The organism is Burkholderia territorii, assembly GCF_001718335.1.
Lineage (GTDB): Bacteria > Pseudomonadota > Gammaproteobacteria > Burkholderiales > Burkholderiaceae > Burkholderia > Burkholderia territorii.
Genome location: NZ_CP013367.1, coordinates 262,431 through 286,183 on the forward strand (window position 1 = coordinate 262,431; position 23,753 = coordinate 286,183).

The following is a 23,753-nucleotide window of genomic DNA, read 5'->3' on the forward strand; positions in this document are numbered from 1 at the left end:
CGCCGCATGTCGGCGGCACGGCGCGCCGCGTGGCTATTTGTGCAGCTTCTCGCGCAGGCTCGATACGTCGTTGGCGGTGACGGGCAGCGCGTCGTTTCCCCATGCGGTGCGGATCCACGTGAGCGCCGCCGCGATCTGCGCATCCGTCAGTTCCCCGGCGAACGCCGGCATCGACGTGCGCGGCGGCCCGCTCTCGGTATGTGGCGAGTTGCCGCCTTCCACCAGCAGGCGGATCAGCGACGTCGTGTCGGCCGTGAGGACAGCCGGATTGCCGGCGAGGCGCGGGAATGCAGGCGGTGCGCCCATGCCGTCCGCGCCGTGGCAACGCGCGCAGGCCGAACGGTAGACGTTCGAGCCGGTCGACTGCGCGTCCGGCACGCGGCTGCCGTGCCGCACCGGCGCCGGCGTCGCGCGCGGCGAATAACCGCCGGTCGGCTGGCGCGGCGGAAGCGATTTCAGGAAAACGGCGATCGCACGCGCGTCGTCGTCGCTCAGATACTGCGTTCCGTCCTCGATCTGCGCGACCATCGTGCCGAATGCCGCGAAACCGGCCGCGTGCCCGGTCTTCAGGAATGCGGCGATCTCTGCGGCGTCGAGCCGGCCCAGCCCGGCGCCCGGATCGCCGGTCAGGTTCGGCGCGAACCAGTGGTCGTTCGTACCGCCGGTCAACCACCGCGCCGACGATTCGTCATAGCCGCGCTCCTGGTACGCCGGGCCGCGCGGCGTATGGCACGCGCCGCAGTGGCCGAGCGACTGCACGAGATACGCGCCGCGGTTCCAGCGCGCATCCCGATCCGCGCGCGGCACGTAGACGTGGCGCGGCGCGAATGCCCACTGCCAGAACACGAGCGTCCAGCGCTGGTTGAACGGGAACGCGACGTCGCTCGGCGGCGCCGGGCGCGCGACGGGCTTCACGCCGAGCATCATGTATGCGTACAGCGCGCGCACGTCGTCGTCGGTCAGCTTCGAGAACGATGCATAAGGCATGGCCGGGTAGAGCGGCTTGTTGCCGCGCGCGATGCCGCGTCGCAATGCGCGGTCGAAATCCCGGAGCGTATAGCGGCCGATGCCGTACAGCGGGTCCGGCGTGATGTTGGTCGTCGTGATCGTGCCGAACGGCGAGCCGAGGCCTTGGCCGCCCGCATACGGGATGCCGCCGGCAGGTGCGGTATGGCAACCGGCGCAATCGCCGATCCGGGCGAGGTACGCGCCGCGCTCGACGAGCGCCGGATCGGGATCGCGCGCCCAGCCCGGCTGCGCAACGGTGAGCGCGACCGTCGTCACGGCGAGCAGCATCCGCGCGCGCGTCGAATGGATCATGGGGCCTCCGCGTGCATGCCCGCCGGGCGCCGCAGCCAGCGCGCCGCGATCGCGAGCGCGGCCGCGACGTACGCGAGCCCGGCCGGCACCCACATGACGAGCCCGCCCAGTTGCTGATCGTCGAGCGGCGCGATGCCGAGCGACGGCGCTGTTTCCGCATACGGCACGTACCAGATGCCCGGCGACAGCGTGATGAGTGCGCCGAGCGCGGCCGTATGCACCATCGTCGTGAACAGCGACAACGCCGCCGACGCGCCGTGCGCGGGCCGCGCGGCATCGTCGAACGTGGCGCGCCAGAACAGCAGCGCACTGCCGAGAAAGCTCGCATGCTGCAACGTATGCACGACCGGCGACGCGAGCGCTGCATCGAAGCAGCGCGGGATATGCCAGATCCACAGAGCTGCCGCGTGCAGCAGCCATGCCGGGACGGGCGCGGTCGCCGCGCGCCAGGTCGCGCGCAGCCAGCGCAAGCGCACCCAACGGGCGGTGCGCAGCCGCGCGCGCGGCGGCAGCGCCCACAGCCAAGTCGGCAGCGGCCGCCCGAGCACGGCGAGCGGCGCCGCGACGATCATCAGCAGCTCGTGCTGAACCATATGCGCGGAAAACAGCACGCTGCTCAGCGTGTCGAGCGGCGTGCAAAGGGCGATGAACAGCGTCGCGATGCCGGCCGCGAAAGCCGCCGCGCGTCGCGCGAGCCGCGCACGCCCATGCCGGCTTTGCCGGGCGAGCCGTCGATAGCCGAGCGCGTAAGCGATGGCCGCAGCCGCGAGCAGCGCGATGACGACCGGCTCGAACGGCCAGCCGAGCGGATTCCCGCCCGCACTGCCGGCCGCGAGCGGATGCGCGTGAGCCGCCGATGCGAGTGCACCGGCCGGCAGCATCGCGCGGCGCAGGCGCGCACACACCGTGCGTCCCGTGCACGCGGTCGCGATTGCGGTCGCCGTCGTCATGACGCGCAAACCGGGACGATCCACGATGCGATCCAGAACGCGACCAGCGCGAACGTCGACAGCGCGCCGGCCCATGCGCCGACTCGGGCCAGCAGTGCACGCGGCGCACCCGCGTCGATCGCCTGGCGATGCGCCGCCGGCGTGCGCCAGGCGAGCACCGCGCATGCGGCGGTGGCTGTCGCAGCCGCGCCCGTCAGCGCGAGGATCGGTGATGCACTGCGCCACGCGCACGCGGGCCCGGCCAGCGCGTAGTCGACCGACAGCACGGCGAGCACGACCGACGGCGCGCCGAGCAACGCGATCCAGATTCGCATCGGCATCCTCCTCAGAGTCTCGGCACGAGATAGACGGTTGCATAGATCGGCAGCCAGCTCAGCACGACGAAATACCAGTAAAGGGCGTTCTCGCCGACGTTGCCGAAGCGCTTGCCTTCGAACGGTCCGACGAACAGCAGCGTGGCGAGCACGGACGTATCGATTGCATCGGTGATCAGGTGGGTCGTATGCAGACCCACCAGCAACCACACCACGGAACCGTATGCATTCGTGTACCAGTCGACGTTCAGCGTGCCGAATTCGAAGGCGCGCACGACGATGAATCCCCACGCGCAAGCGGCGCACACGGCGAGCCACGTGCGCGCGCCGACGAGATCGCTGCGTTGCGCCGCGCGCTGTGCGGCGAAGTTCGGCAACAGGCTCGCGAGCATCAGCACGGTGTTGAGCGTGCCCGCCCATGCCGCGGGCGGCGGTGCGCCGAGTGGCCAGTGCCCCGCCAGGCTGCGCAGATAGAAATACGTCATCAGCGCGATCGCGAAGACGGTGCCCTCGATCAGCATCAGGCCGCCCGTCGCCCACCACGTCACGCTGCGCGGGCCGTGCGCGTAGGTCGGCAATGCGCTCACGTCCAGCGTGTCCGGCGAGCTGCCATGTGCGCGCGCATCGCTCATGGCCGTCGCTCCCGTTCGCGTGCGAGTGACGTTTCGCGGCGCGTCGGCCAGAACCAGCCGATCAGCGCCGCCGTGACGGGGACCGCGCCCCAGACGACCGCCCATGGCGTGAAGATCGAGCCGATGAACAGGATCGTCGTCGCGACCGCGCTTGCGAACGGCCACAGCGACGGGCCGGGGAACAGCGGGCGCAGGTCCGGCGTCGCATCGAGCGCGGTGGTCGTCAGCACTTCGCGACGATCCGTCGCGAGCCCCGATACGCAGCGCGGTTCGCGCGCCGGCTCCCATAGCGGCTCCGGGCCGTGCACCACCGGCAGCATGTCGAAGTTGTGCGGCGGCGGCGGGCTCGGTGTCAGCCATTCGAGCGTGCCCGCGCCCCATGGATCGGCGCCGGCCGGTGCGCCGCGCATGCGGCTGCGCACGACGTTGGCGACGAACACCAGCACGCTGAGCGCGATCGTCCATGCGCCGACGGTGGCGACGAAGTTCAAGCCGTCCCAGCCGCGCTGCGCGGGGTAGGTCCACACGCGGCGCGGCATCCCGTCGAGGCCGAGCAGGTGCATCGGGAAGAACGTCAGGTTGAAGCCGACGAAGAACAGCCAGAACTGCACGCGCCCGAGCGTTTCGTCGAGCATCCGTCCGGTCAGTTTCGGAAACCAATAATAGAACGCGCCGAACAGCGGAAACACGGCGCCGCCGAGCAGCACATAGTGCAGGTGGGCGACCACGAAGTACGTATCGTGTACCTGCAGGTCGAGCGAAACCGAGCCGAGCATCACGCCCGTGAGGCCGCCCAGCACCAGGATGAAGAAGAACGCGAGCACGAACAGCAGCGGCGTCTTCAGACGTGGCCGGCCGAGCCACAGCGTCGCGAGCCAGCAGAAGATCTGGATCCCAGACGGAATCGCGATCGCGAGGCTCGCCGCGGTGAAGAAGCTCTTGCCGAGCGCGGGCAGGCTCGTCGCATACATGTGATGCACCCACAGCCCGGACGCGAGAAACGCGGTGGCGATCAGCGCGAGCACCATCGCCGGATAGCCGAATACGGGCCGGCGCGCGAAGGTCGGCACGATCGTCGAAATGAAGCCGAGCGGCGGAATGAAGATCAGATAGACCTCCGGGTGCCCGAAGAACCAGAACAGGTGCTGCCACAGCAGCACATCGCCGCCGCGCGCCGGATTGTAGAAATGCGTGCCGACGAGACGATCGAGGATCAGCGCGGTGCTGCACAGCATGATGGCCGGCATCGCGAACAGCACCATGAACTGCGTGACGAGCGTCGCCCACACGAACAGCGGCATCCGGTCGAGCGACATGCCCGGCGCGCGCAGTTTCAGGATCGTCGTGATCAACACGACCGCCTCGATCAGCGCGGACAACTCGGAAAACGTGATCATCTGCGCCCAGATGTCAGCGCCCTTGCCGGTCGAATAGTCGGGGCCGGCGAGCGGCACGTAGCTGAACCAGCCGGCGTCGGGACGCGCGCCGAGCGCGAAGCCGACGTACAGCGTGAGGCCGCCGAACAGGAACACCCAGTACGCGTACGCGTTCATGCGCGGGAACGCGACCGAGCGCGCGCCGATCATCAGCGGCACGATCCAGCCGGCGACCGCCTGCATGACCGGCACGGCGAACAGGAACATCATCGTCGTGCCGTGCATCGTGAAGAACTGGTTGTACGCGGCGGGGCCCAGAAGCCGGTTGTCGGCATGCGCGAGCTGCGTGCGCATCGCGAGGGCGAACATCCCGCCGAGCACGAAGAACGTCAGGGTCGTGATCACGAAGCGGCGCGCGATCGTCTTGTGATTGACGGCCGCGAGCATCCCGAGGAACCCGGGGCGGTCGCTCCACGTGCGCGCGAGCGCATCGACGGCCGCCTGGCCGCCGGCGGGCCCGTCGAGCAGCGGCGTCGCGGGAGGCGGCGGGCGATCCGTGCTCATCGCAGCGTCTCGAGCCAGGCGACCACCGCCTGCTGTTCCATCACGCTCAGCGTGCTGGCCGGCATCGTCGTGCCCGGTTTCAGCGTGCCGGGCGCGCGCAGCCATTGTGCGAGATGCGCGCGATCGTTCGCGAATGTGCCGCCGGCGAGCATCGAGCGGCTCATCACGTGCGTGAGGTCAGGGCCGAGCGTGCCGGACGCGGACGTGCCGCGCACCGTATGGCACGTCGCGCAGGCGCCCGACACGAATGCGCGCCGGCCGGCGTCGGCGAACGCCGTCGTCGTATCGGCGGCGGGCCGGCTCTGCTGCGCAACCCACGCGTCGAACTGCGCCTGCGGCTCGGCGACGACGACGAACGCCATCAGCGCGTGCTCGAGCCCGCAGAACTCCGCGCACTGCCCGCGAAACACGCCGGCGTGGTCCACGCGAAACGCGATCGTCGCATCGCGCCCCGGAATCATGTCCTTCTTGCCGTGCAGGTTCGGCGCCCAGAACGTATGGATCACGTCGGCTGCCTTCAACGATACGATGACCGGCCGCCCGACCGGCACGTGCAATTCGTTGGCGGTCGCGAATCCTCGTTCGCCGCCCGCACCGGGATAGCGCACGTCCCACCACCATTGGTAGCCCGTCATCTCGACATGCAGCGCATCCGCAACCGGCAGTCGCGACAGTGCGCGGTCGGTCAGCACGTCCGCAACGATCAGGCCGAACAGCACGATCACCGAAAGCGCGGTGGCTGCCCGCGTCACGCGCAACGCACGCCGTTCGCGGCGCGAATCCGGCGGCAGCGGCGCGCCGTTCGCCGGGTCGGCGGTCGTACCGGACACTGCGCGGCGCCACAGCGCCATCGCGAGCATCGCGAGCACGGCCGCGAACACGAGCGCGCACACGACGAGCGTCCAGTGCCACAGCAACGCGATTCGCGCGGCCTGGACACCGGCGGGACGCAGCGCATTCTGATCGGGCCATGCCGCGTGCGCGCACGACGCGGCGGCCAACATCGCGCAGGCAGCGATGCGGCGAGCAGCCGCCCGTCTGCGAACGGTGGCACGGCGGTAAGACGGCGCGTCGCGGAGTCGGATCATGAATCGAGGGGGCGGGAAAGGGCAGTGCGCCGCAGCAAGCTGCGTTCCTCGACGTCGATCGCGCGCCACGCAAGCGCGGCACGCGCGGGGCGACGGCAACGCGCCGAAATTACAAAGCTGCCCGCGATTCGCCACGCCGGCGCCGGCGCACGCCGCCATCGTGGCCGCACACGCCGGGCACGCGAGATGCGATGCAGGACCGGCATTGCCCCGCCACTTGCACGAGACGCCCATGGCCCAACCCCGCACCTGTTCGATCACGTTCGACGGCGCCACGCTCAGCGGCGACGCCGACCAGCCGCTGCTGGATTTTCTCGCCGAACACGACGTGACGCTGCCGCACGTGTGCTATCACCGCGCGCTCGGGGCTTTGCAGACCTGCGACGTATGCTGGGTCGAGACCGGCGACGGCGAATTGCGACGCGCGTGCGCATTGCGCAGCGCCGACGGGCTTGCCGTCGTGAGCCGCTCCGAGCGGGCACGCCGCGCGCGCGAGGAAGGGATGGACCGGCTGCTGGCCAAGCACGAGCTGTACTGCACCGTCTGCGAACACAACACGGGCGACTGCACGCTGCACAACACGTTCGCCGACATGCACCTGCCGATCCAGCGCTATGCATATCAGCGCAAGCCATATCGGAAGGACGAATCCAACCCGTTCTACACGTACGATCCCGACCAGTGCATTCTGTGCGGCCGATGCGTCGAAGCGTGCCAGAACGTCGAGGTCAACGAGACGCTGAGCATCGATTTCTCGATGGACCATCCGCGCGTGCTGTGGGACGGCGGCAAGGCGATCGGCGAATCGAGCTGCGTGAGCTGCGGCCACTGCGTGACGGTGTGCCCGTGCAACGCGCTGCTCGAGAAATCGATGCAGCCCGATGCAGGCCCGTTTACGGCGATGCCCGACACGATCAAGCGGCCGCTGATCGATTTCGTGAAGGTGCTGGAGCGCACGATCGGTGCACCGCCGGTCACCGGCGTGTCGAAGATGGACGTTGCGTGGCGCCAGCCGGAAATCAAGCGGACCAAGACCGTATGCACGTATTGCGGTGTCGGCTGCGCATTCGAGATGTGGACGCGCGATCGCCACATACTGAAGGTGCAACCCGTGGTCGACGCGCCGGCCAACGGCATCTCCACCTGCGTGAAGGGCCGGTTCGGCTGGGACTTCGTCAACGATCCGAAGCGGCTCACGATGCCGCTCGTGCGCGACGGCGGGCGCTTTCGCGAAACGTCGTGGGACGAGGCGCTCGATCTCGTCGCGCGCCGGCTGCTCGACATTCGCGCGGCACACGGGCCCGACAGCATCGGCTTCATCGGTTCGAGCAAGGCGAGCAACGAAGAGGCGTACCTGACGCAGAAGATCGCGCGGCTCGTGATCGGCACCAACAGCGTCGACAATTCGTCGCGCTACTGTCAGAACCCGGCGACCATGGGCCTGTTTCGCACGGTCGGCTACGGCGGCGATGCCGGCACGATCGCCGATCTCGCCGCCGCGGATCTCGTCGTGATCGTCGGCAGCAATACCGCGGAATGTCATCCGGTGATCGCCTCGCGCCTGAAAGCCGCGCGCAAGCTGCGCGGGCAGCGCCTGATCGTCGTCGATCCGCGCCGGCACGAGATGGCAGAGCGCGCCGATCTCCATCTGCGGCCGCATAACGGCACCGATCTCGTATGGGCATCGGCGTGCGCGCGCTACGCGTTCGACCACGGGCTCGCCGATACCGGCTTCCTCGCGGCGCGCGTGAACGGCGTAGACGACTACCGCGCGTCGCTCGAGCCGTTCACGATGGACTTCGCGGCGGAAGTGACCGGCATCGCGCGCGAGCAGCTCGTCGAAGCGGCCGAGATGATCGCGCGCTCGCCGAGCGTGTGCATCGTCTGGGCGATGGGCATCACGCAGCACAGTCACGGCGCAGATGCAAGCACGGCGCTGTCGAACCTGCTGCTCGTGACGGGCAACTACGGCCGTCCCGGCACGGGCGGCTACCCGATGCGCGGGCACAACAACGTGCAGGGCGCCAGCGATTTCGGATGCCTGAAGAACGTCTATCCCGGCTACGAAAAGGTGACCGACGACGCCGTGCGCGAGAAATGGGCACGCGCGTGGGGTGTCGAACCGCAGATGCTGTCCTCGAAAATCGGCGAGGACAATTTCATGATGGTCGAGCAGGCGGCGCAAGGCCGTCTGAAGGCGATGATGGTGATCGGCGAGGAAACCGCGTTCTCGGATGCCGATTCAGAGAACGTGCACCGTGCGTTCTCGCAACTCGACTTCTTCGTCGTGCAGGACATCTTCATGAGCCGCACCGCCGAATTCGCGGATGTCGTGCTGCCCGGCTGCCCGAGCGTCGAGAAGGACGGCACGTTCGTCAACACCGAGCGGCGCATCCAGCGCTTTTACGAAGTCATGCCGCCGCTCGGCAACAGCCGGCCGGACTGGCGGATCCTCACCGACCTCGCCGCGCGGATGGGTCACGACTGGGGCTACACGCATCCGTCGCAGATCATGGACGAAGTGGCCGGCATCGCCGAGATGTTCGCCGGCGTCAGCTACGCGCGCCTCGACGGCTGGCAGTCGCTCGTGTGGCCCGTGCACGCCGACGGCACCGACACGCCGTTGCTCTATACGGAGCGTTTCCATACCGGCGACGGCCGCGCAAAACTGCATCCGGTCGCGTGGCAGCCGCCCGCCGAGGACGCCGACGCCGAATATGACCTTCTCGCCGACAACGGCCGGATGCTCGAACATTTCCAGTCGACCAACCAGAGCGGGCGCGGCGGACGCCTGCGCGGCCTGTCGCCGGAATGGTTCGTCGAGGTGAGCCCCGAGATCGCGGCCGCGCGCGGGATCGAGGACGGCACATGGGTGCGTCTGACGTCCCGGCGCGGATCGTCCGAAATGATCGCGCTCGTCACGGATCGCGTGCGCGGCAACACGCTTTTCTTGCCGATCCACCAGGGCAAGCCCGGCGTGAACGAGTTGACGGGGGAGCATCACGATCCCGACGTCAACACGCCGGCGTACAAGGAGCTGGCCGTCCGCCTCGAAGTGATTCCGCGTGCGCGCGGCCCCCGGCCGTTGCCGGCCGGCAATTTCCGCTACGGCGCGCGTACGCCGAATGCGGGTATCGATGCCGAGGCCAAATGGTCGCGGCCCGACTACGTTGCGCCGCCCGATGCGGCGCCCCATCCGGAGAAAAGCTGATGGCCGAACGCCTGCCCCACGATGTGACGCCTCCCCAGACGGAGCCCGATGCGCACGACGCGCTCGAACGCCTGCTCGGCAGCCTGCACCGGCACGGTTTCCTGCGCTTCGCGAACGATGTCGTGAGCGCGAATGCACGCATCGCGGAGGTGCTGGTCGGCGCGCTCGACAAACCCGGCACGCAAAGCGGCGTGCAGAACCTCGCCATGCTGGTGATGGCGTTGTCGAGCATCCCGCCCGAACAGTTCGGCAAGACGATGTTCGCGGCGGCAGATGCGCTGCGTCACGTCGGCGCGTGGCAGCCGTCCGAACACGAGCACGCGGCGCCGGGCGTGCGCGGCGTGTATCGGCTGCTGAACGACGAGGCGCTGTGGGATGCGCTCATGCCGCTGCTCGAAGGGTTGAAGGTATTCGCCCAGGGCCTTGCTCGCGAACCGGAGAAGCCGATCACCGCATTCAGCGGGAAGCCGACCGACGCGTGACGGGGCCGTCCGGCGACATCTCCTGCGCGCGAATCAGGCTCGCGATCCGCTGCACGATCCGCTGCGTCGGCGCGCTCGCGGGCCAGCGCGATACCGCGTCGAGATGCGCCCACCGACACAACGCGATTTCGTGGCCCGGACACGCGCGGCGGCCGGGCGGCAGCATCGCGACGAACACGTGATGGCGCTTCACGCTGCCGTCCACGTAGAAGAAATAGGCGAGTTCGAGATCGACGAGACCGGTCTCCTCCCGCAATTCGCGATGTGCGGCGTCGAGCGCCGATTCGCCGCGCCGGATCACGCCTCCGGGCAGCGTCCATCGCGACGTCGGTCGGCGTGCGACCAGCAGCACGCGATTGTTCCGGTGGCAAACGATCGTCGCGCGCTCCTTCGCCAGCGGGGCCAGCGGCACCGCGCGCACGGGGAAGTCGGACGGGTCGGGGAGTGTCATGCCGGGCAGGCGGCGAAGAAGTGCGAGGTCCATGGCGACTCCTCTCGCAACCTGCGTGCCCGGGCCTGCCGTCCCGTCGTTCCGCCGCGTCGCCCGGCGGCGGGCCGCGCCACGCGCCGCGCCCTTGCGCGACGCGGTGCGCGGCCCACGGGCGCTCACGGCTTGGCGGGCGGCGTGTTGCCCGGAGACGCGGCGATGCTGTCGCGCGGTGCGCCAGCGCCCAGCTCGGCGCCCGTTACCGGATCGCAGCGCGGGTCCGATGCGAGTCGCCGCGCCATCGCTTCGAGCGCCTGCGACTGCTGCGGCTCGACCGCACCCTTTGCGGCACCGTCGCCGCCGTCGACCGCTGGCTCGCCGCGCCGCAGCGACAGCGAATCGCCGCGATTCCATGGGCCCGCCACCGGCTCGCCGTCCTGCATCCGGAAGTACACGCGGTCGTACGGGGCCTTCGGCGGCAGCTTGCCCGGCGGGAAGTTGTTGGTGATCGCGTACAGCGCCTTCTCGAACGACACCTGGTGCGACACCTCGCGCGTCATCAGGAAACCGAGCGCGTCGCGGATGCCCGGATCGTCGGTCACGTTGATGAGCCGCTCGTAGATGATCTTCGCGCGCGCTTCGGCCGCGATGTTCGAGCGCAGGTCGGCCGTCGGTTCGCCGATCGTGTCGATGTATGCGGCCGACCACGGCACGCCGCCCGAATTCGTCAGCGGCGAACCGGCGCCGTACAGCAGCTGCGTCACGTGACTGTCGTTGCCCGCGCCGTGCAGCTTGCGATAGAGCTCGGCCTGTTCGTCGACCGCTTCGGCGAGCTCGCCCTTCGCGCCGCGGTTCAGCATCGCCGCCATCGAGCCGATGACTTCGAGATGGCTCAGCTCCTCGGTCGCGATGTCGAGCAGCATGTCCTTGCGGCCGGGATCTTCCTCGGTAATCGCCTGCGTGAAGTAGCGCATCGCGGCCGCGAGTTCGCCCTGCGGTCCGCCGAACTGTTCGAGCAGCAAATTGGCGAGCCCCGGGTTCGGCGCGCCGACGCGCACCGTGTACTGAAGCCGTGTGTTGTGGATGAACATGAATCCTCCGTTGAAGAAGTGGACGGCACCTGCGACGCAGGCGGAGCACGGCGCGCGCCCATAGTGACGGCGTGGCGCGTGGCGGATACGCGATCCCGTCCGCACCGCGCCGCGCTGCGGGCAACGGGGCTGCGTCCGTGTGCATCGGCAGGCAGGCGTCGGCCCGCGCATCGGCGATGCCTGGATGCGATGCACCCGTCCGCGATTTTTCAACGCGTTGTCATTTCTGCCGGGCACTCACACGATCGTTATCGGCGAGCCGGGCTCGTGCTCGTCGGCGTGCCATCCCGCGACGAGCGATGATGCGGCGTGTCGGAGCGCCGCGACGGTGCGCGGCCGTCGGGCGTCTGCTGCTTGCCTTCGGCCGGATCGTGCGCGCTGCGCGGCGGCGGCGTATCCGTGCCGCGACGCTTGCCTTCGGGGCCGGGGGTGCTGTCGCCGCGGTCCTGCCCTTGCGAATCGGTGTCGAGCGAAGTGGAACGTGTCATCGGGCCGGTGTCCTGTCGTGATGAGGGGGCGCGCATGCGCGGCGCATCGTGCGTGCCGCTGCATGCGGACGGCGACTCGCGCGACGACATGCCGTGCGGGCGCGGCGTTTGCTTGCTCGCCCGCCCGAGGCCGGCGCGTGCAATGGCGCACGCGGTCCATGCCCGGGAGAAACTTCGATGTCCGATGCGACCCTGTTCCCGTTGTCCGTTCGTGAGCGATGGCGCGTGCCGCTCCCGCGCGCGTTCATGCCCGAGCGGCGCGGCGCGCAGGCGCGGAACGTCGACTTCGTCTTCTTCCCGGCACGCGCGGAACCGGCATTTCCCGCAGCCGTCGTGCCGCGCGGGCTTGCGCCGCCAACGGCGGTCGCCCGCGCGGGCGATGGCGGCGCCGACGGCGGCAGCGGCGGCAGCACCGGACAACGCCGCCACGACGACCGCGACACCGACGCACCCGGCGGTGGCGGAGGCGATGGCCATCCGCACGACGATCGCGGCGGCCGCACGGGCGGCGATGGCGATGGCGACGACGGCGAAGGCGAACGCAAGCGGCCCGGCAAGAAGTCGTTGATCATTCTCGGCGCGGTGTTGCTCGTGCTGCTGATCGCGGGGCTCGTTTGGTGGCTCATGACGCGCGATCAGGAAAGCACCGACGATGCGTACACCGACGGCAACGCGGTGGCCGTCGCGCCGCACGTGTCCGGCTACGTGACACGGCTCGCCGTCGACGACAACACGTTCGTGCATCGCGGCGACGTGCTCGTCGAGATCGATCCGCGCGACTACCGCGCGCAGGTCGATGCGGCACGCGCGCAACTCGGCCTCGCGCAGGCGCAGCTCGACGCGGCGCGCGTGCAGCTCGACATCGCGCGCGTGCAGTATCCGGCGCAGTACCGGCAGGCGCGCGCGCAGATCGAGTCGGCGGAAGCCGCGTACCGTCAGGCGCTTGCCGCACAGGAGCGGCAGCGCGCGGTCGACGCGCGCGCGACGTCGCAGCAGGCGATCGACGCGGCCGACGCACAGCGTGCGAGCGCCGATGCGAACGTCGCGATGGCCCAGGCGCAGGCGCGTACCGCGAGCCTGGTGCCGCAGCAGATCCGGCAGGCCGAAACCGCCGTCGAGGAGCGTCGCCAGCAGGTGCTGCAGGCGCGTGCGCAACTCGATACGGCCAACCTGAATCTGTCGTACTGCGAACTGCGTGCCTCGTCGGACGGCTGGGTCACGCGCAGGAACGTGCAGCTGGGTTCCTACCTGCAGGCGGGCGCGTCGATCTTCTCGATCGTCACCCCGCGTGTCTGGATCACCGCGAACTTCAAGGAGTCGCAACTGGAACGGATGCGTATCGGCGATCGCGTCGACGTGTCGGTCGACGCGTATCCCGATCTCGACCTGCACGGCCACGTCGACAGCATCCAGCTCGGCAGCGGCGCGCGTTTCTCCGCATTCCCGCCCGAGAACGCGACCGGCAACTTCGTGAAGATCGTGCAGCGCGTGCCCGTCAAGATCGTGCTCGACGGCGCGTTGCCGAACAATCCGCCGCTCGGTCTCGGCTTGTCGGTCGAGCCGACCGTGCACCTGAAATGACCGATCACCGGAGCGATCCGATGCCCGACATCCGTCAGCCCGCGTCGTCACACGGAGCGCGCCGATGAATCGGCCGCCCGACCGGCACGCATCGTCCGGCGGCGGCGCATGGCGGCCGGCCGCGAACCCGTGGATCATCGCGATCGTCGTCACGCTCGCCGCGTTCATGGAGGTGCTCGACACGACGATCGTGAACGTCGCGCTGCCGCATATCGCGGGCACGATGTCCGCGAGCTATGACGAGGCGACCTGGACGCTCACGTCATATCTCGTCGCGAACGGGATCGTGCTGCCGATTTCGGGCTTCCTGGGCCGCCTGCTCGGCCGCAAGCGATACTTCGTGCTGTGTATCGCCGCGTTCACCGTGTGCTCGTTCCTGTGCGGCGTCGCGACCAATCTCGGCGAACTGATCGTGTTCCGCGTGCTTCAGGGGCTGTTCGGCGGCGGGCTGCAGCCGAACCAGCAATCGATCATTCTCGACACGTTTCCTCCCGAACAGCGAAACCGCGCGTTCTCGATCTCGGCGATCGCGATCGTCGTCGCACCGGTGCTCGGGCCGACGCTCGGCGGCTGGATCACCGATCATTTCTCGTGGCGCTGGGTGTTCCTGCTCAACGTGCCGATCGGTGCGCTGACCGTGCTCGCGGTGATGCAGCTCGTCGAGGATCCGCCGCGGCGGCGCGGCGCCCAGCGGGGAATCTCGGTCGACTACATCGGCATCGGGCTGATCGCGATCGGGCTCGGCTGCCTGCAGGTCATGCTCGATCGCGGCGAGGACGCCGACTGGTTCGGCTCGAACTTCATCCGCATCTTTGCCGCGCTGTCCGCGCTCGGGTTGATCGGCGCGACGATGTGGCTGCTGCACACGAGGAAACCGGTCGTCGACCTGTCGTGCCTGCGCGACCGCAACTTCGCACTCGGTTGCGTGACGATCGCGACGTTCGCGGCCGTGCTGTACGGCAGTGCGGTGATCGTGCCGCAGCTGGCGCAGCAGCACCTCGGCTACACGGCCACGCTCGCGGGCCTCGTGTTGTCGCCCGGCGCGCTGCTGATCACGATGGAAATCCCGATCGTGAGCCGCCTGATGCCGCACGTGCAGACGCGCTATCTGGTCGGCTTCGGATTCGTGCTGCTGGCGGGCGCGCTGATCTATTCGCGGATGCTGGTGCCGGACATCGACTACAAGCACCTGGTGATGATCCGCTGCGCGCAGTCGCTCGCGATCGGCTTCATGTTCGTGCCGATCACGACGCTCGCGTATCTGACCGTGCCGCAGCGGCTCAACGACGACGCGTCGGCGCTGTTCACGATGTTCCGCAACGTCGCGGGCTCGATTGGCATCTCGGTGTCGACCGCGCTGATCCGCGAGCGCGCGCAGGCGCGCCTGGCGCATCTGTCCACGCACATGTCGCCGCTGTCGCAGAACTTTCAGGAGGCGCTGCAAGAAAATGCCCGCACGATCGGCGCGCTGTCCGGCGCGCCGCCGCCGGCCGCGCTCCAGACCGCCACCGGACGGTTGTACGAGACGTTCATCTCGCAGGCGACGATCCTCGCGTATATCGACGTGTTCGCGATCCTCGCGGTGTTCTGCGCGTTCAGCATTCCGCTGACATTCCTGTTCTCGCCTGTGAAGGCCGCACGCGGCGCGGGAGGGCATTGACGATGACTCGGCATCCACAACGCAGCCCACGCCGCACGCATGCGCGGCAAGCACGCGGTCTCGCCGCGACGCTTGCGGTGTGCATGGCGCTCGCGGGCTGCACGGTCGGGCCGGATTTCAAGCCGCCGCAGGCGGAAGTGCCGGCGAACTGGCATGACCTGCAGGCGCCGGCAGCGGCATCGGCGGCATCGGCGCCCGGTGCCTCCGTGCCGTCGTCGCCGGTGACCAGTGCCGATCCCGACCCACGCTGGTGGCGGGCGTTCGGCGACCCGCTGCTCGACCGGCTCGTCGAACGTGCCGCACACGACAACCTCGACGTGCAGGCCGCCGTGCTGCGCATCGCGCAGGCACGCGCGCAGGTGCGCGCGGCCGCCGCGCAGGGCCTGCCCAACGTGCGCGCGAGCGCGAGCTACCAGCGCGAGCAGTTGGGCCTCAAAGGCATCATCGAGGAGCAGGGAATCGACCAGCGCGTGGACCGGCTCGGCGCGCCGGGCTCGCCGCTCGACCGCTACGGGCCGGGCACCGGCGCGAGCGTGCAGCAGGGCGCTCGCGGTGCGATCGATGCCCTCGAGGCGCCGGTCAACCTGTGGCAGGCTGGATTCGACGCATCGTGGGAACTCGACCTGTTCGGGCGCGTGCGCCGCGCGGTCGAATCGGCCGGCGCGCAGGCAAGCGCCGCGGTCGCGAGCCGTGACGACGCACTGCTGTCGCTCGAGGCCGAAGTCGCGCAGACCTATCTGCAGCTGCGCGGCGCCGAAGCGCAGCGCGCGCTCGCCGACGAGCTCCAGCGCGCGCAACGCGATTTGCTCGACCTCACGCGCGAGCAGGCCGCGCACGGTCTTGCAAGCGACCTCGACGTACGCAGCGCCGACGCGCGGCTCGCGCAGATCCGCGCGCAGCTGCCGCAGTTCGACCAGCAGATCGCGCTGCTGCGCAACGGCCTCGCCTATCTGGTCGGAGGGCCGCCGGGCGCGCTCGACGACTGGCTCGACGTGCCGCGCGCATTGCCGGCCGTGCCGCCCGCCGTGCCCGTCGGACTGCCGTCGACGCTCGCGCGGCGGCGGCCCGATATTCGCCGCGCGGAGGCCGATCTGCATGCGGCGACCGCCGATGTCGGCGTCGCCGTCGCGCAGTTCTATCCGGACATCTCCCTGACGGGGCAGGTCGGCCTGCGCGCGTCGCACGTTCGCGAACTCGCACACTGGTCTCATCTGTTCTATGCGTTCGGGCCTGCCGTGTCGCTGCCGATTTTTTCGGGCGGGCAACTGGTGTCGAACCTGCGGCTGTCGCAGGCGCGGCAGGCCGAAGCGGCGCTTGCTTACCGGCAGGCGGTGCTCGTCGCACTGCGCGACGTCGACAATGCGCTGGCCGTCTATCGCACCGACCAGACGCGCGCGGCGGCGCTCGACGATGCGGTGAAGGCCGAGCGCGGCGCGCTGGACCTCGCGCGCGATCGTTACCGGAAAGGGTTGTCGACGTTTCTCGACGTCCTCGACGCCGAGCGGCAATGGTCGGAGGGGCGGCAGCAGGCGGTGCAGGGCGCGTTGCAGACGACGACCGATCTGGTCGCGCTGTACAAGGCGCTGGGCGGCGGCTGGCAGACGAGCGGCCCGGCGCCGGGCGCGGCTACGGTCGGCGCCACGTCGCCGCCGCCGCAGACCTTCCCCGCACCTTAGCCGCGACGACGCGGCGAGTGCGGGAGACCGCGCTTACCGGCACGCGCGCGAAAACAGCAGCGAATCGGCGTCGTTGAAGCGAACCGGCACCGGATCGGCATACCCGGCCTTCTGTGCGACGCGGATCGACGCGACGTTGGTCGGGGCGATCAGGCACACGCTGCGTTCGAACCGGTGCTGCATGTCGAGCCAGCCGAGCGCATGCGACAACGCCTCGCTCGCATAGCCCTTGCCGTGCGCCCAGCTCGCGAGCGCCCAGCCGGCCTCCGGCACGCCTCGAATCGACGGCTCGACCGCGCGATGGAAATCGGCGAAACCGAGATCGCCGACGTAGCGGCCCGACGCCTTCTCGCGAATCGCCCAGTAGCCGTAGCCGAGCAGCGGCCACAGTCCGCGATACGCGAGCAGCCGCATCCACGCGTCGCGCGGCGTCGACGGCTTGCCGTTGAAGATGTGCGCGACGACGGTCGGCTCGGCCCACATGGCCGCGAGCGCGTCGAAGTCGCCGAGCGGGTGGCCTTCGAGGATCAGGCGAGGGGTGTCGAGAACAGGCGGGGACGTGACGGGCGGCAGCGCGCTAAGTGTCATCAGGCATTCCATGAAGAAATGGACGGCGGCGCAGTGCGCCGTTTGGGTCCCGTACGATACCGCGGAAAGCGCGGCGCGGCCGCAAATCCCCGTTCGCAGCGGGGAATGCGACCGCATCGTCCGGCTTGCCGTCGCCCGACGTTCCGGCGCGGGCTGGCGGCCGCGTGGCGGCATCGCGCCCGTGCCGGGGGTTTTTACTTGCGGCTCTTCAGGAAATTGCGCCCGTGCGCGGTGATCGACGCGCCGGATCGGCCGTTCGCGGCCTGGCTGACGAAGCCCGCGCCGACGAGTTCCTGCTCGACCGACCAGCCGAGCGCCGGCGCATCGCGACCGTAGCGCACGTCGGCGAGGCGCTCGAGCGCCCAGATCGCGGAGGCCGACAGGTTGGGGGTGTTGGACATGACGTTGTCGTTCATCGCTTCCTCGGAGAGTGGTGATTCAGGGTGAACGGCACGAGGCCGTGGGGGCGACGCAGGGTCAGCCCGCCTGCAGCAACGGCAGCAGCGCCTGAAGCGCGGCGTCCTCGTCGGGGCCGGTGGCGAGCACCTGCGCAGACGTGCCGCCATGCATCCGCAGCGCCGCGATGGCCGTCGCATCCTTCGCGCTGCCGCTGAGCCCGTTGGCGAGCAGCAGGATGTCGCTTTCGAAGCGGTGTGCCGCCGCGACGATCGCGTCGCGCGACGCGATCGCACGGCCGCGGTTCCATGCGGGGCCGATTTCAACGTAGACGACGGTTGCCACGGTGCGAATCAACCTCGGGGAAAGTCGTCGGAGTGGCGTGCCACGACCGGCCGGCAGCACGGCGGGACCGCGCGGCGCGCGGTTTCCCGATCGGACGCCGAGCATTGTGCTCCAGGCGCCGGTGCATCATTCATCTCGAACATGTCGACATCCTCAGCGAAACCGCCATCAAGTCCGGCGAATGATCGAAAGTTGACGATTATAATACAGTCACGCAATTATGTGAATTGCATTATAATGTCGTGTGCGTGTCGTGCTGTCCGACGCTGGGTCGATGAGGCAGTGCCGCGCGCCGTCCGGGTCACGTGTTCGTGTGCCCGGCATTTTTTTATCGATTGACCCGAACCCCGAACGAATGGAAGCTGCAATGAACGCCGCCCCCGCCTGCCCGCAATGCGCGATGGAAAACACCTACCCGGATGGCACGCTGACCGTGTGCGCGGACTGCGGCCATGAATGGTCGGCTGGCGCCGGCGCTGAAGCGGGCGACGAACCGGCGGGCGACGTCGTCAAGGACGCGAACGGCAACGTGCTGTCGGACGGCGACTCGGTCGTGCTGATCAAGGATTTGCGCGTGAAGGGTTCGTCGATCACGCTGAAGATGGGCACCAAGGTGAAGAGCATTCGCCTCGTCGGCGGCGATCACGAAGTCGATTGCAAGACCGACATGGGCGGCTTCATGCTGAAGGCCTGCTACCTGAAGAAGGTATGACCGCACGCGGTACGAGCGACTCTCCGATCAACCGGGCACGTCGAGCATGAGCGAGGATCGAATTTCGTATGACGCGTTCCTGCAATTCCTGGCGGCGCCGTTGAACGACGGCCGTCCGTTCGTGCTCGAGACGAAGCATGCGGTGTCGCTGCACTTCGACCACTTCGGCACGCAGAGCTTCATGTCGCTGAAGGATCCGGTCAGGCTCGAACTGGGCTACACGCGCGTGATGATGGGCTTCCTGCTGTTGCAGCCGGCGCCCGCGCGTATCTGCATGATCGGGCTCGGCGGCGGATCGCTGGCGAAGTATTGCTATCGGCACCTGCCCGACACGGCGATCGACGCGGTCGAGATCAACCCGGACGTGATCGCGTTGCGCGACGTGTTCAGGATTCCGCAAGACGACGCGCGCTTCACCGTGGTCTGCGCCGACGGCGCCGACTACGTCGAAAGGCCGGACGTGCAGGCGGACGTGATTCTGCACGACGCGTTCGTCGCCGACGGCATGCCGGGCCGCTGCACGGGCACCGCGTTTCTCGACGCGTGCCGTGCGCGGCTGAGCGAAACGGGCGTGCTCGCGATCAATTTCATGGACGACGATCCGGCGTTGCCGCGGCATCTCGAGCAACTGCGCGCGGTGTTCGACGATTCATTCACGCTGGTGCCGTGCGGCGACGACAACAACTTCATCGCGTTCGCGTGGAAGAACGGCAATCCGCTGCCGTCGCTGCGCATCCTGCTCGAGCGCGCGCTCGGGTTCGGTTCGGCGGGTGCGCTCAAGCTGTCGTCCACCGCTCGGCGCATGAAGGCGGGGGAGTGCATCGATTCCGCGCGGCTCGTGTGGCGCGCGCGCGAACATCCCCGGTGGGAAATCTGCGCGTGACGGCCGCGCGGGGCGACCGCGCTGAACTGATCCCTTACTTCACCCGCTTGCCGAGCGCGCTCTTGGTCTTGTAGGTGACGCCGTGTTTGTCGAGATACTCGCGGATCAACTGACGCACGACTTGCGACGGTGTGAGATCCTGCTCGGCGCAGAGCATTTCGAATGCTTCTTTCTTGGCGGGATCGATCAGGACAGTCAGGCGGGCGGTTTTCGTTTCCATCAGGGTGGCAGGGCGGTTGATATGTTAATCAAATTATAATGCATTCGCCTTCGGCACCGTACCGGCGCGTGCGCGGGCTCACCGCCGGCGTTCGAACCATGCGGAGAGATCGTCGATGACGGGCATGGCCGCGAGCATCACGAGCAGGGCGGCGAGCGGCACGGTGGACACGTAGCCGACATGCTTGAAGCCGATCGCGCCCGCGAGCCCGCCGACGAAGAACGACGCGAGCATCGTCGCGTGAATCCTCAGTTTCGAACGGTTGGCGATCACCGCATGCGCGTCCACGTCGATGGCCGACCGGTTCCAGTAGAACAGTTTGCCGAGCTCGATGCCGAGATCGGTCACGATGCCCGTTACGTGCGTCGTGCGGATTTCCGCGCCCGACAGTTTCGTGATCGTTGCGTTCTGCAATCCCATGATGAAGCACAGCAGCGTGACCGTCACCGGCACGAAGAACGTTTCCCACATTGCGAGGTGGCTACCGAGCAGCCCGAACAGAAGCAGCAGCACGGCCTCGACGAGGAGCGGCAGCACGAACTGGCTCTGCAGGCCGCGGCGGCGCCCCCAATTGACGAGGATCGCCGAGCAGCTGGCGCCGACCAGAAACGACGCCAGCGAACTGATGCCGGCCAGTGCGAGCGGGATGTCGCCGAGCGCTGTCTGGTCGGCGATCGCCGACACGATGCCGCTCATGTGCGACGTGTATTGCTTGACCGCGAGGAAGCCGCCTGCATTGGCCGCGCCGGCGACGAAGGCCAGCGAAAAACCGAGATGACGGTTCGCGGTCGCGCTGCGGTGTTTTCCCGTCAGGCTTCGAAAGTACTGCGCTGGCATAGGGGCTTCACAAGGGCTTCGCTCAATCGCCCGGATCGGGGGGCGCGGACAGGGTGACGAGTTGCTCGAATCATATGGCAAACATGATAACGAGATTATCATACTCTGTTAGCCAGATTGGGCTTTAAGTACAATGTCGGCCGGAGTTGTCCGTCCGTGCCCGGGCGTGGCCGGGCCGCGCCGGCTCCGGCGCGACCGTCCGTCCGGCTGCTTCCGGTGCCGCACGGCCCGCGCGCGTCGTCACCGCGTCGCTGCCTGGCTACCACGACGCCATTACTACACCGCCACTTCGCTATCTACCTCATGACCCCGATCAAGTTCGTTCTCCGCTACACGGCGATTCCCTTCGCAGCCATCGTGGCCGTCGTGATATGGGCTGTCGTGCCTTCGTCGAAAGAGATCGATGCGCGCCAATATGCCGCGTTGTCGCGCCGATACGCGAGCTTTCCGCTACCGTTTCGACATGAAATCTCGGAAGCGATGGAGCAGGGCCGGATCAGCGACCGGCGCTACCAGACGCTCGTGCGCGATTCGCTGGGCAATGGCGTGGCGCTGGACTGGCCGGCGTCGGGTGTCGCCGACGTCGCTGTCGAGCGGCAAAGACTGGCCGAACTGCTGAAGGTCGATTCCGGCCTGGAGGAACGTCAACAATGAAGATTGCACTGGTTTCAGCGGCTTTCGTCATGATTATCGGAAGCCTGGTTTTCGCGCTGTATTTCATGAACCACGACCGCGGCGGGAGCAAGCGCATGGCGTGGTCGCTCGCGGCGCGCGTCGGGCTGTCGATCACGCTGTTCCTGTCGCTGCTGATCGCGTACCGGCTCGGGTGGATCGAACCGACGGGGCTCCCGATCGGGCGATGATGCACGTGCGTTGCCGTCCACGTCCGACGTGGTTCGGTGCGCTCGAGTTTTGCTCGGCAACAGAGGTATTGTGATAAGAATACTTATCCAGATGGTGTCGATGCGAATGCATTTCGCGGTTGAAACTGCTGTCCCGCATGGTCGGTCGGAAGGGGCGGCGCAGCGGTATCGAGACGCACGGCGCACGGGCGTCGACGCCCCGCACGAGCTCGGAGCACGATGCAGCGCGTGCGGCGGCCGAGCATTCCGGCTCAATCGCGCGTTCGCCGAAGTGCTCGCCCCATTTCCGCGATCGGCATCGCCGCGATCGAATTCAGCAACCGCATCTCGCCGGCGTCCGGACGGGCGATTGCCCGCACGTCGTCGAGCGTCTGCGCGACGTGGCGATCGAGCGGTTCGAGAAAACGCTGCAACTCGGTGGCCGCGGCCTTGTCCCTGAGCCCGATGGCTTGCCCGAACGCGATCAGTGCATCCACGTCGATATCGGCGAACCGCGTCGCGGTGCCGAGCGGCATCGTCAGTTCGCAGTGCGGCCAATGATCGCCGCGATGGTCCGGCCGGTGCGTGGGCGTGTGATACACGACCGTGCTGACGATGTCGTAGAACGGCGCGAGCCGGTAACCGCGCGCGTCGACGAAGAACGACAGGTTCTTCAGGTGCGCGTCGGCATTGCCGACCACCACGTTGAACACGGTCCAGCGGAACACCGACAGGCGGGCCAGCGCGCGCGTGCTCGTGCGGTCGATCGCGCGGGCAAGCTCCTGCGCGTTCGCGCGCTGGTACTTGAAGCCGCGGTCGTAGTTGAGCAGTTGCATCGCATCGATCGTGTGCAGGCGCCCGGCCGGCGCCGATGCGACGTCGCGGTCGAACCGGTCGATCACGTAGCACGCCGACGGCGCGCGCAGGAAGTGCACGTCGGGCACATCAAGGCCCATCTTCTTCGCGAGCTTCATGCAGAAGAATTCGTTGATCGCCGAGTGCGGGTAGCCGGCCGCGCGCATGTCCGGCTTCAGCAGGTGCATCGACGGCTCGCTGCCGACCGGCTCGTACAGCGTGTAGTCAGGCGCTTCGCCCCGCAGCACCACAAGCAGCTTCTGCTGCGCGCCGGCCGCCGACATGCGCTTGGGGGCGGTGGCCGTCAGCGCGCGCTCGGGCATTGCCTGGATCCGGCGGTCGAGTTCGTCGAACGGCAGCGGCTGCAGGCCGCCGGGGGCCTCCTGTTCGCCGTCGGCCAGCAGCGTCAGCGCGCCGGCCGATTCGCGCCCGAAGTACGCGAGCAGGCCCCAGGCGTCCGCGGCATCGACCTTCGCCTCGCGCGCGAGCGACGTGCGCATCCCTTCCTCCGGCAGCAGATTGTCGAAGAACCACTGGACCGGGCGATCGGTCGACGTGTCCGTAAAGGTGCCGGCGCGCAGCGGGAAGGCCGGCGACAGCGGATAGGCGGTCGGGGACGCGAGCCATTGCGGATCGTACGCGAACGACCAGATGCCTTTGTCGTCGGTCAGCGTGCCCATGCGCTCGCCGTTGGCGGAGGCAATCAACGTTCTAGCCGCCATGGCTGCTCCTGCGGCGTTGCGCGGCCTTCAACGCGGTGGCTTCCGAAATCTCGACCGACGATTCCGCGTACAGGCGCACGCCCAGTTCGCCGAGCAGCAACATGACCTTGCCGATCTGAGCGGTCGGCTTCCCGGCTTCCACCTGGCTGATGAATTTCGGCGACAGCCCGGTCGCATGCGCGAGTTCGTCGCGCGTGAACCCCTGCTGGAGCCGCGCCGCGCGGATAAGGTGGGCGAGCGCGCCGATCGTGTCGACGGACTGCGGCTCCGACATGATGTTCTCCGTGCTTCGTATCTGATCGGGAACAGTATTGCATAACTCGTCGACCAAAGCATCATTCCGTTTCCGATCAGGAACGGAAACGATGAAACAGCGGCACGGCGGCAACTTCGTACCTGAACGGAAACGGAAGACGGTCGAGGCATATGTTGACGGCAGCTCCGTATTCGATCGAATACGGAACTCGGTTCGGCATTGTGCCGCCCGCACTCA

The 23,753-nt window shown here is 68.3% G+C and carries 25 protein-coding genes; 9 read left to right on the forward strand and 16 right to left on the reverse strand.

Annotation, left to right across the window (positions count from 1 at the left end; translation table 11 throughout):
- Window positions 1-33 precede the first annotated feature (33 nt).
- Genes WS51_RS27355 through coxB form a run of 6 tightly spaced genes read right to left on the reverse strand, consistent with a single transcriptional unit; the run spans window position 34 to window position 6,160 of the window.
- Complete coding sequence (locus tag WS51_RS27355; protein ID WP_081333615.1) at window positions 34-1,320, reverse strand: cytochrome c; 1,287 nt, start codon at window positions 1,318-1,320, stop codon at window positions 34-36.
- Window positions 1,317-2,270 (reverse strand): cytochrome c oxidase assembly protein, encoded by a 954-nt coding sequence (locus WS51_RS27360; RefSeq protein WP_081333616.1) that lies wholly within the window; start codon window positions 2,268-2,270, stop codon window positions 1,317-1,319. The genes WS51_RS27355 and WS51_RS27360 overlap by 4 nt, the downstream gene beginning before the upstream one ends.
- Window positions 2,267-2,584 (reverse strand): hypothetical protein, encoded by a 318-nt coding sequence (locus WS51_RS27365; RefSeq protein ID WP_069230362.1) that lies wholly within the window; start codon window positions 2,582-2,584, stop codon window positions 2,267-2,269. Before WS51_RS27365 ends, WS51_RS27360 begins: the two co-directional genes overlap by 4 nt.
- An 11-nt stretch (window positions 2,585-2,595) precedes the next feature.
- The gene (locus tag WS51_RS27370; RefSeq protein WP_059505069.1) at window positions 2,596-3,216 is read right to left on the reverse strand and encodes a cytochrome c oxidase subunit 3; all 621 of its coding nucleotides are present in this window, start codon (window positions 3,214-3,216) and stop codon (window positions 2,596-2,598) included.
- Complete coding sequence (gene ctaD / locus WS51_RS27375; RefSeq protein WP_069230114.1) at window positions 3,213-5,156, reverse strand: cytochrome c oxidase subunit I; 1,944 nt, start codon at window positions 5,154-5,156, stop codon at window positions 3,213-3,215. Before ctaD ends, WS51_RS27370 begins: the two co-directional genes overlap by 4 nt.
- Window positions 5,153-6,160, reverse strand: a complete 1,008-nt coding sequence (gene coxB, locus WS51_RS27380; RefSeq protein WP_059951633.1) for a cytochrome c oxidase subunit II — start codon at window positions 6,158-6,160, stop codon at window positions 5,153-5,155. Before coxB ends, ctaD begins: the two co-directional genes overlap by 4 nt.
- Before the next feature lie 316 nt (window positions 6,161-6,476).
- On the opposite strand from coxB, the gene fdhF reads away from it, so the two are divergent.
- Both fdhF and WS51_RS27390 read left to right on the forward strand, forming a co-directional pair.
- Entirely contained in the window at window positions 6,477-9,455 is a 2,979-nt protein-coding gene (gene fdhF, locus WS51_RS27385; RefSeq protein WP_069230115.1) for a formate dehydrogenase subunit alpha, read from the forward strand.
- The gene (locus tag WS51_RS27390; protein ID WP_059505061.1) at window positions 9,455-9,937 is read left to right on the forward strand and encodes a hypothetical protein; all 483 of its coding nucleotides are present in this window, start codon (window positions 9,455-9,457) and stop codon (window positions 9,935-9,937) included. The genes fdhF and WS51_RS27390 overlap by 1 nt, the downstream gene beginning before the upstream one ends.
- Here the strand turns inward: WS51_RS27390 and WS51_RS27395 are convergent.
- The 3 genes from WS51_RS27395 to WS51_RS27405 form a co-directional block, all read right to left on the reverse strand.
- Window positions 9,912-10,388, reverse strand: coding sequence for an NUDIX hydrolase (locus WS51_RS27395; RefSeq protein WP_059452511.1), 477 nt, complete (start codon window positions 10,386-10,388; stop codon window positions 9,912-9,914). The genes WS51_RS27390 and WS51_RS27395 overlap by 26 nt on opposite strands.
- 155 nt (window positions 10,389-10,543) lie before the next feature.
- On the reverse strand, window positions 10,544-11,455 hold the full coding sequence (locus WS51_RS27400) for a manganese catalase family protein (protein WP_069230116.1): 912 nt from the start codon (window positions 11,453-11,455) through the stop codon (window positions 10,544-10,546).
- 248 nt (window positions 11,456-11,703) lie between these two features.
- Window positions 11,704-11,943 carry a hypothetical protein gene (locus tag WS51_RS27405; RefSeq protein ID WP_060128867.1) on the reverse strand — a complete coding sequence of 80 codons (240 nt, stop codon included), beginning with the start codon at window positions 11,941-11,943 and terminating at the stop codon, window positions 11,704-11,706.
- A gap of 177 nt (window positions 11,944-12,120) precedes the next feature.
- On the opposite strand from WS51_RS27405, the gene WS51_RS27410 reads away from it, so the two are divergent.
- The 3 genes from WS51_RS27410 to WS51_RS27420 all read left to right on the forward strand — a co-directional run bounded on the left by WS51_RS27410 (window position 12,121) and on the right by WS51_RS27420 (window position 16,860).
- Window positions 12,121-13,524: an HlyD family secretion protein gene (locus WS51_RS27410; protein WP_059951637.1), complete on the forward strand. Its 1,404-nt coding sequence runs from the start codon at window positions 12,121-12,123 to the stop codon at window positions 13,522-13,524.
- Between the two features lie 64 nt (window positions 13,525-13,588).
- Window positions 13,589-15,184 carry a DHA2 family efflux MFS transporter permease subunit gene (locus WS51_RS27415; protein ID WP_069230117.1) on the forward strand — a complete coding sequence of 532 codons (1,596 nt, stop codon included), beginning with the start codon at window positions 13,589-13,591 and terminating at the stop codon, window positions 15,182-15,184.
- Window positions 15,185-15,186: 2 nt separating this feature from the next.
- Window positions 15,187-16,860, forward strand: coding sequence for an efflux transporter outer membrane subunit (locus WS51_RS27420; RefSeq protein ID WP_069230118.1), 1,674 nt, complete (start codon window positions 15,187-15,189; stop codon window positions 16,858-16,860).
- Window positions 16,861-16,893: 33 nt separating this feature from the next.
- Here WS51_RS27420 and WS51_RS27425 read toward each other — a convergent pair whose 3' ends face one another.
- The 3 genes from WS51_RS27425 to WS51_RS27435 form a co-directional block, all read right to left on the reverse strand.
- The gene (locus tag WS51_RS27425; protein ID WP_230939778.1) at window positions 16,894-17,448 is read right to left on the reverse strand and encodes a GNAT family N-acetyltransferase; all 555 of its coding nucleotides are present in this window, start codon (window positions 17,446-17,448) and stop codon (window positions 16,894-16,896) included.
- Window positions 17,449-17,642: 194 nt separating this feature from the next.
- Window positions 17,643-17,864: a hypothetical protein gene (locus WS51_RS27430; RefSeq protein ID WP_059452399.1), complete on the reverse strand. Its 222-nt coding sequence runs from the start codon at window positions 17,862-17,864 to the stop codon at window positions 17,643-17,645.
- A gap of 61 nt (window positions 17,865-17,925) precedes the next feature.
- Window positions 17,926-18,189, reverse strand: coding sequence for an HPr family phosphocarrier protein (locus WS51_RS27435; RefSeq protein ID WP_059452400.1), 264 nt, complete (start codon window positions 18,187-18,189; stop codon window positions 17,926-17,928).
- Window positions 18,190-18,556: 367 nt separating this feature from the next.
- Here WS51_RS27435 and WS51_RS27440 point away from each other — a divergent pair, with 367 nt between their 5' ends.
- Both WS51_RS27440 and WS51_RS27445 read left to right on the forward strand, forming a co-directional pair.
- Window positions 18,557-18,901, forward strand: a complete 345-nt coding sequence (locus WS51_RS27440) for a zinc ribbon domain-containing protein YjdM (protein WP_031401187.1) — start codon at window positions 18,557-18,559, stop codon at window positions 18,899-18,901.
- A gap of 46 nt (window positions 18,902-18,947) precedes the next feature.
- Complete coding sequence (locus WS51_RS27445; RefSeq protein ID WP_059799308.1) at window positions 18,948-19,784, forward strand: spermine/spermidine synthase domain-containing protein; 837 nt, start codon at window positions 18,948-18,950, stop codon at window positions 19,782-19,784.
- A 34-nt stretch (window positions 19,785-19,818) separates the two neighbouring features.
- Here WS51_RS27445 and WS51_RS27450 read toward each other — a convergent pair whose 3' ends face one another.
- On the reverse strand, window positions 19,819-20,004 hold the full coding sequence (locus WS51_RS27450; protein WP_059452402.1) for a ribbon-helix-helix protein, CopG family: 186 nt from the start codon (window positions 20,002-20,004) through the stop codon (window positions 19,819-19,821).
- 78 nt (window positions 20,005-20,082) lie between these two features.
- Window positions 20,083-20,841 (reverse strand): YoaK family protein, encoded by a 759-nt coding sequence (locus tag WS51_RS27455; protein WP_059505042.1) that lies wholly within the window; start codon window positions 20,839-20,841, stop codon window positions 20,083-20,085.
- 303 nt (window positions 20,842-21,144) lie between these two features.
- Here WS51_RS27455 and WS51_RS27460 point away from each other — a divergent pair, with 303 nt between their 5' ends.
- A complete protein-coding gene (locus tag WS51_RS27460; protein ID WP_069230119.1) occupies window positions 21,145-21,495 on the forward strand; it encodes a hypothetical protein in 351 nt (116 codons plus the stop codon).
- Complete coding sequence (locus tag WS51_RS27465; protein ID WP_044843449.1) at window positions 21,492-21,704, forward strand: DUF2909 domain-containing protein; 213 nt, start codon at window positions 21,492-21,494, stop codon at window positions 21,702-21,704. The genes WS51_RS27460 and WS51_RS27465 overlap by 4 nt, the downstream gene beginning before the upstream one ends.
- Before the next feature lie 251 nt (window positions 21,705-21,955).
- Here WS51_RS27465 and WS51_RS27470 read toward each other — a convergent pair whose 3' ends face one another.
- Together WS51_RS27470 and WS51_RS27475 are read right to left on the reverse strand one after the other, a co-directional pair.
- On the reverse strand, window positions 21,956-23,260 hold the full coding sequence (locus WS51_RS27470) for a HipA domain-containing protein (protein ID WP_059945541.1): 1,305 nt from the start codon (window positions 23,258-23,260) through the stop codon (window positions 21,956-21,958).
- A complete protein-coding gene (locus WS51_RS27475) occupies window positions 23,250-23,534 on the reverse strand; it encodes a helix-turn-helix domain-containing protein (RefSeq protein WP_059505037.1) in 285 nt (94 codons plus the stop codon). Before WS51_RS27475 ends, WS51_RS27470 begins: the two co-directional genes overlap by 11 nt.
- Window positions 23,535-23,753 lie beyond the last annotated feature (219 nt).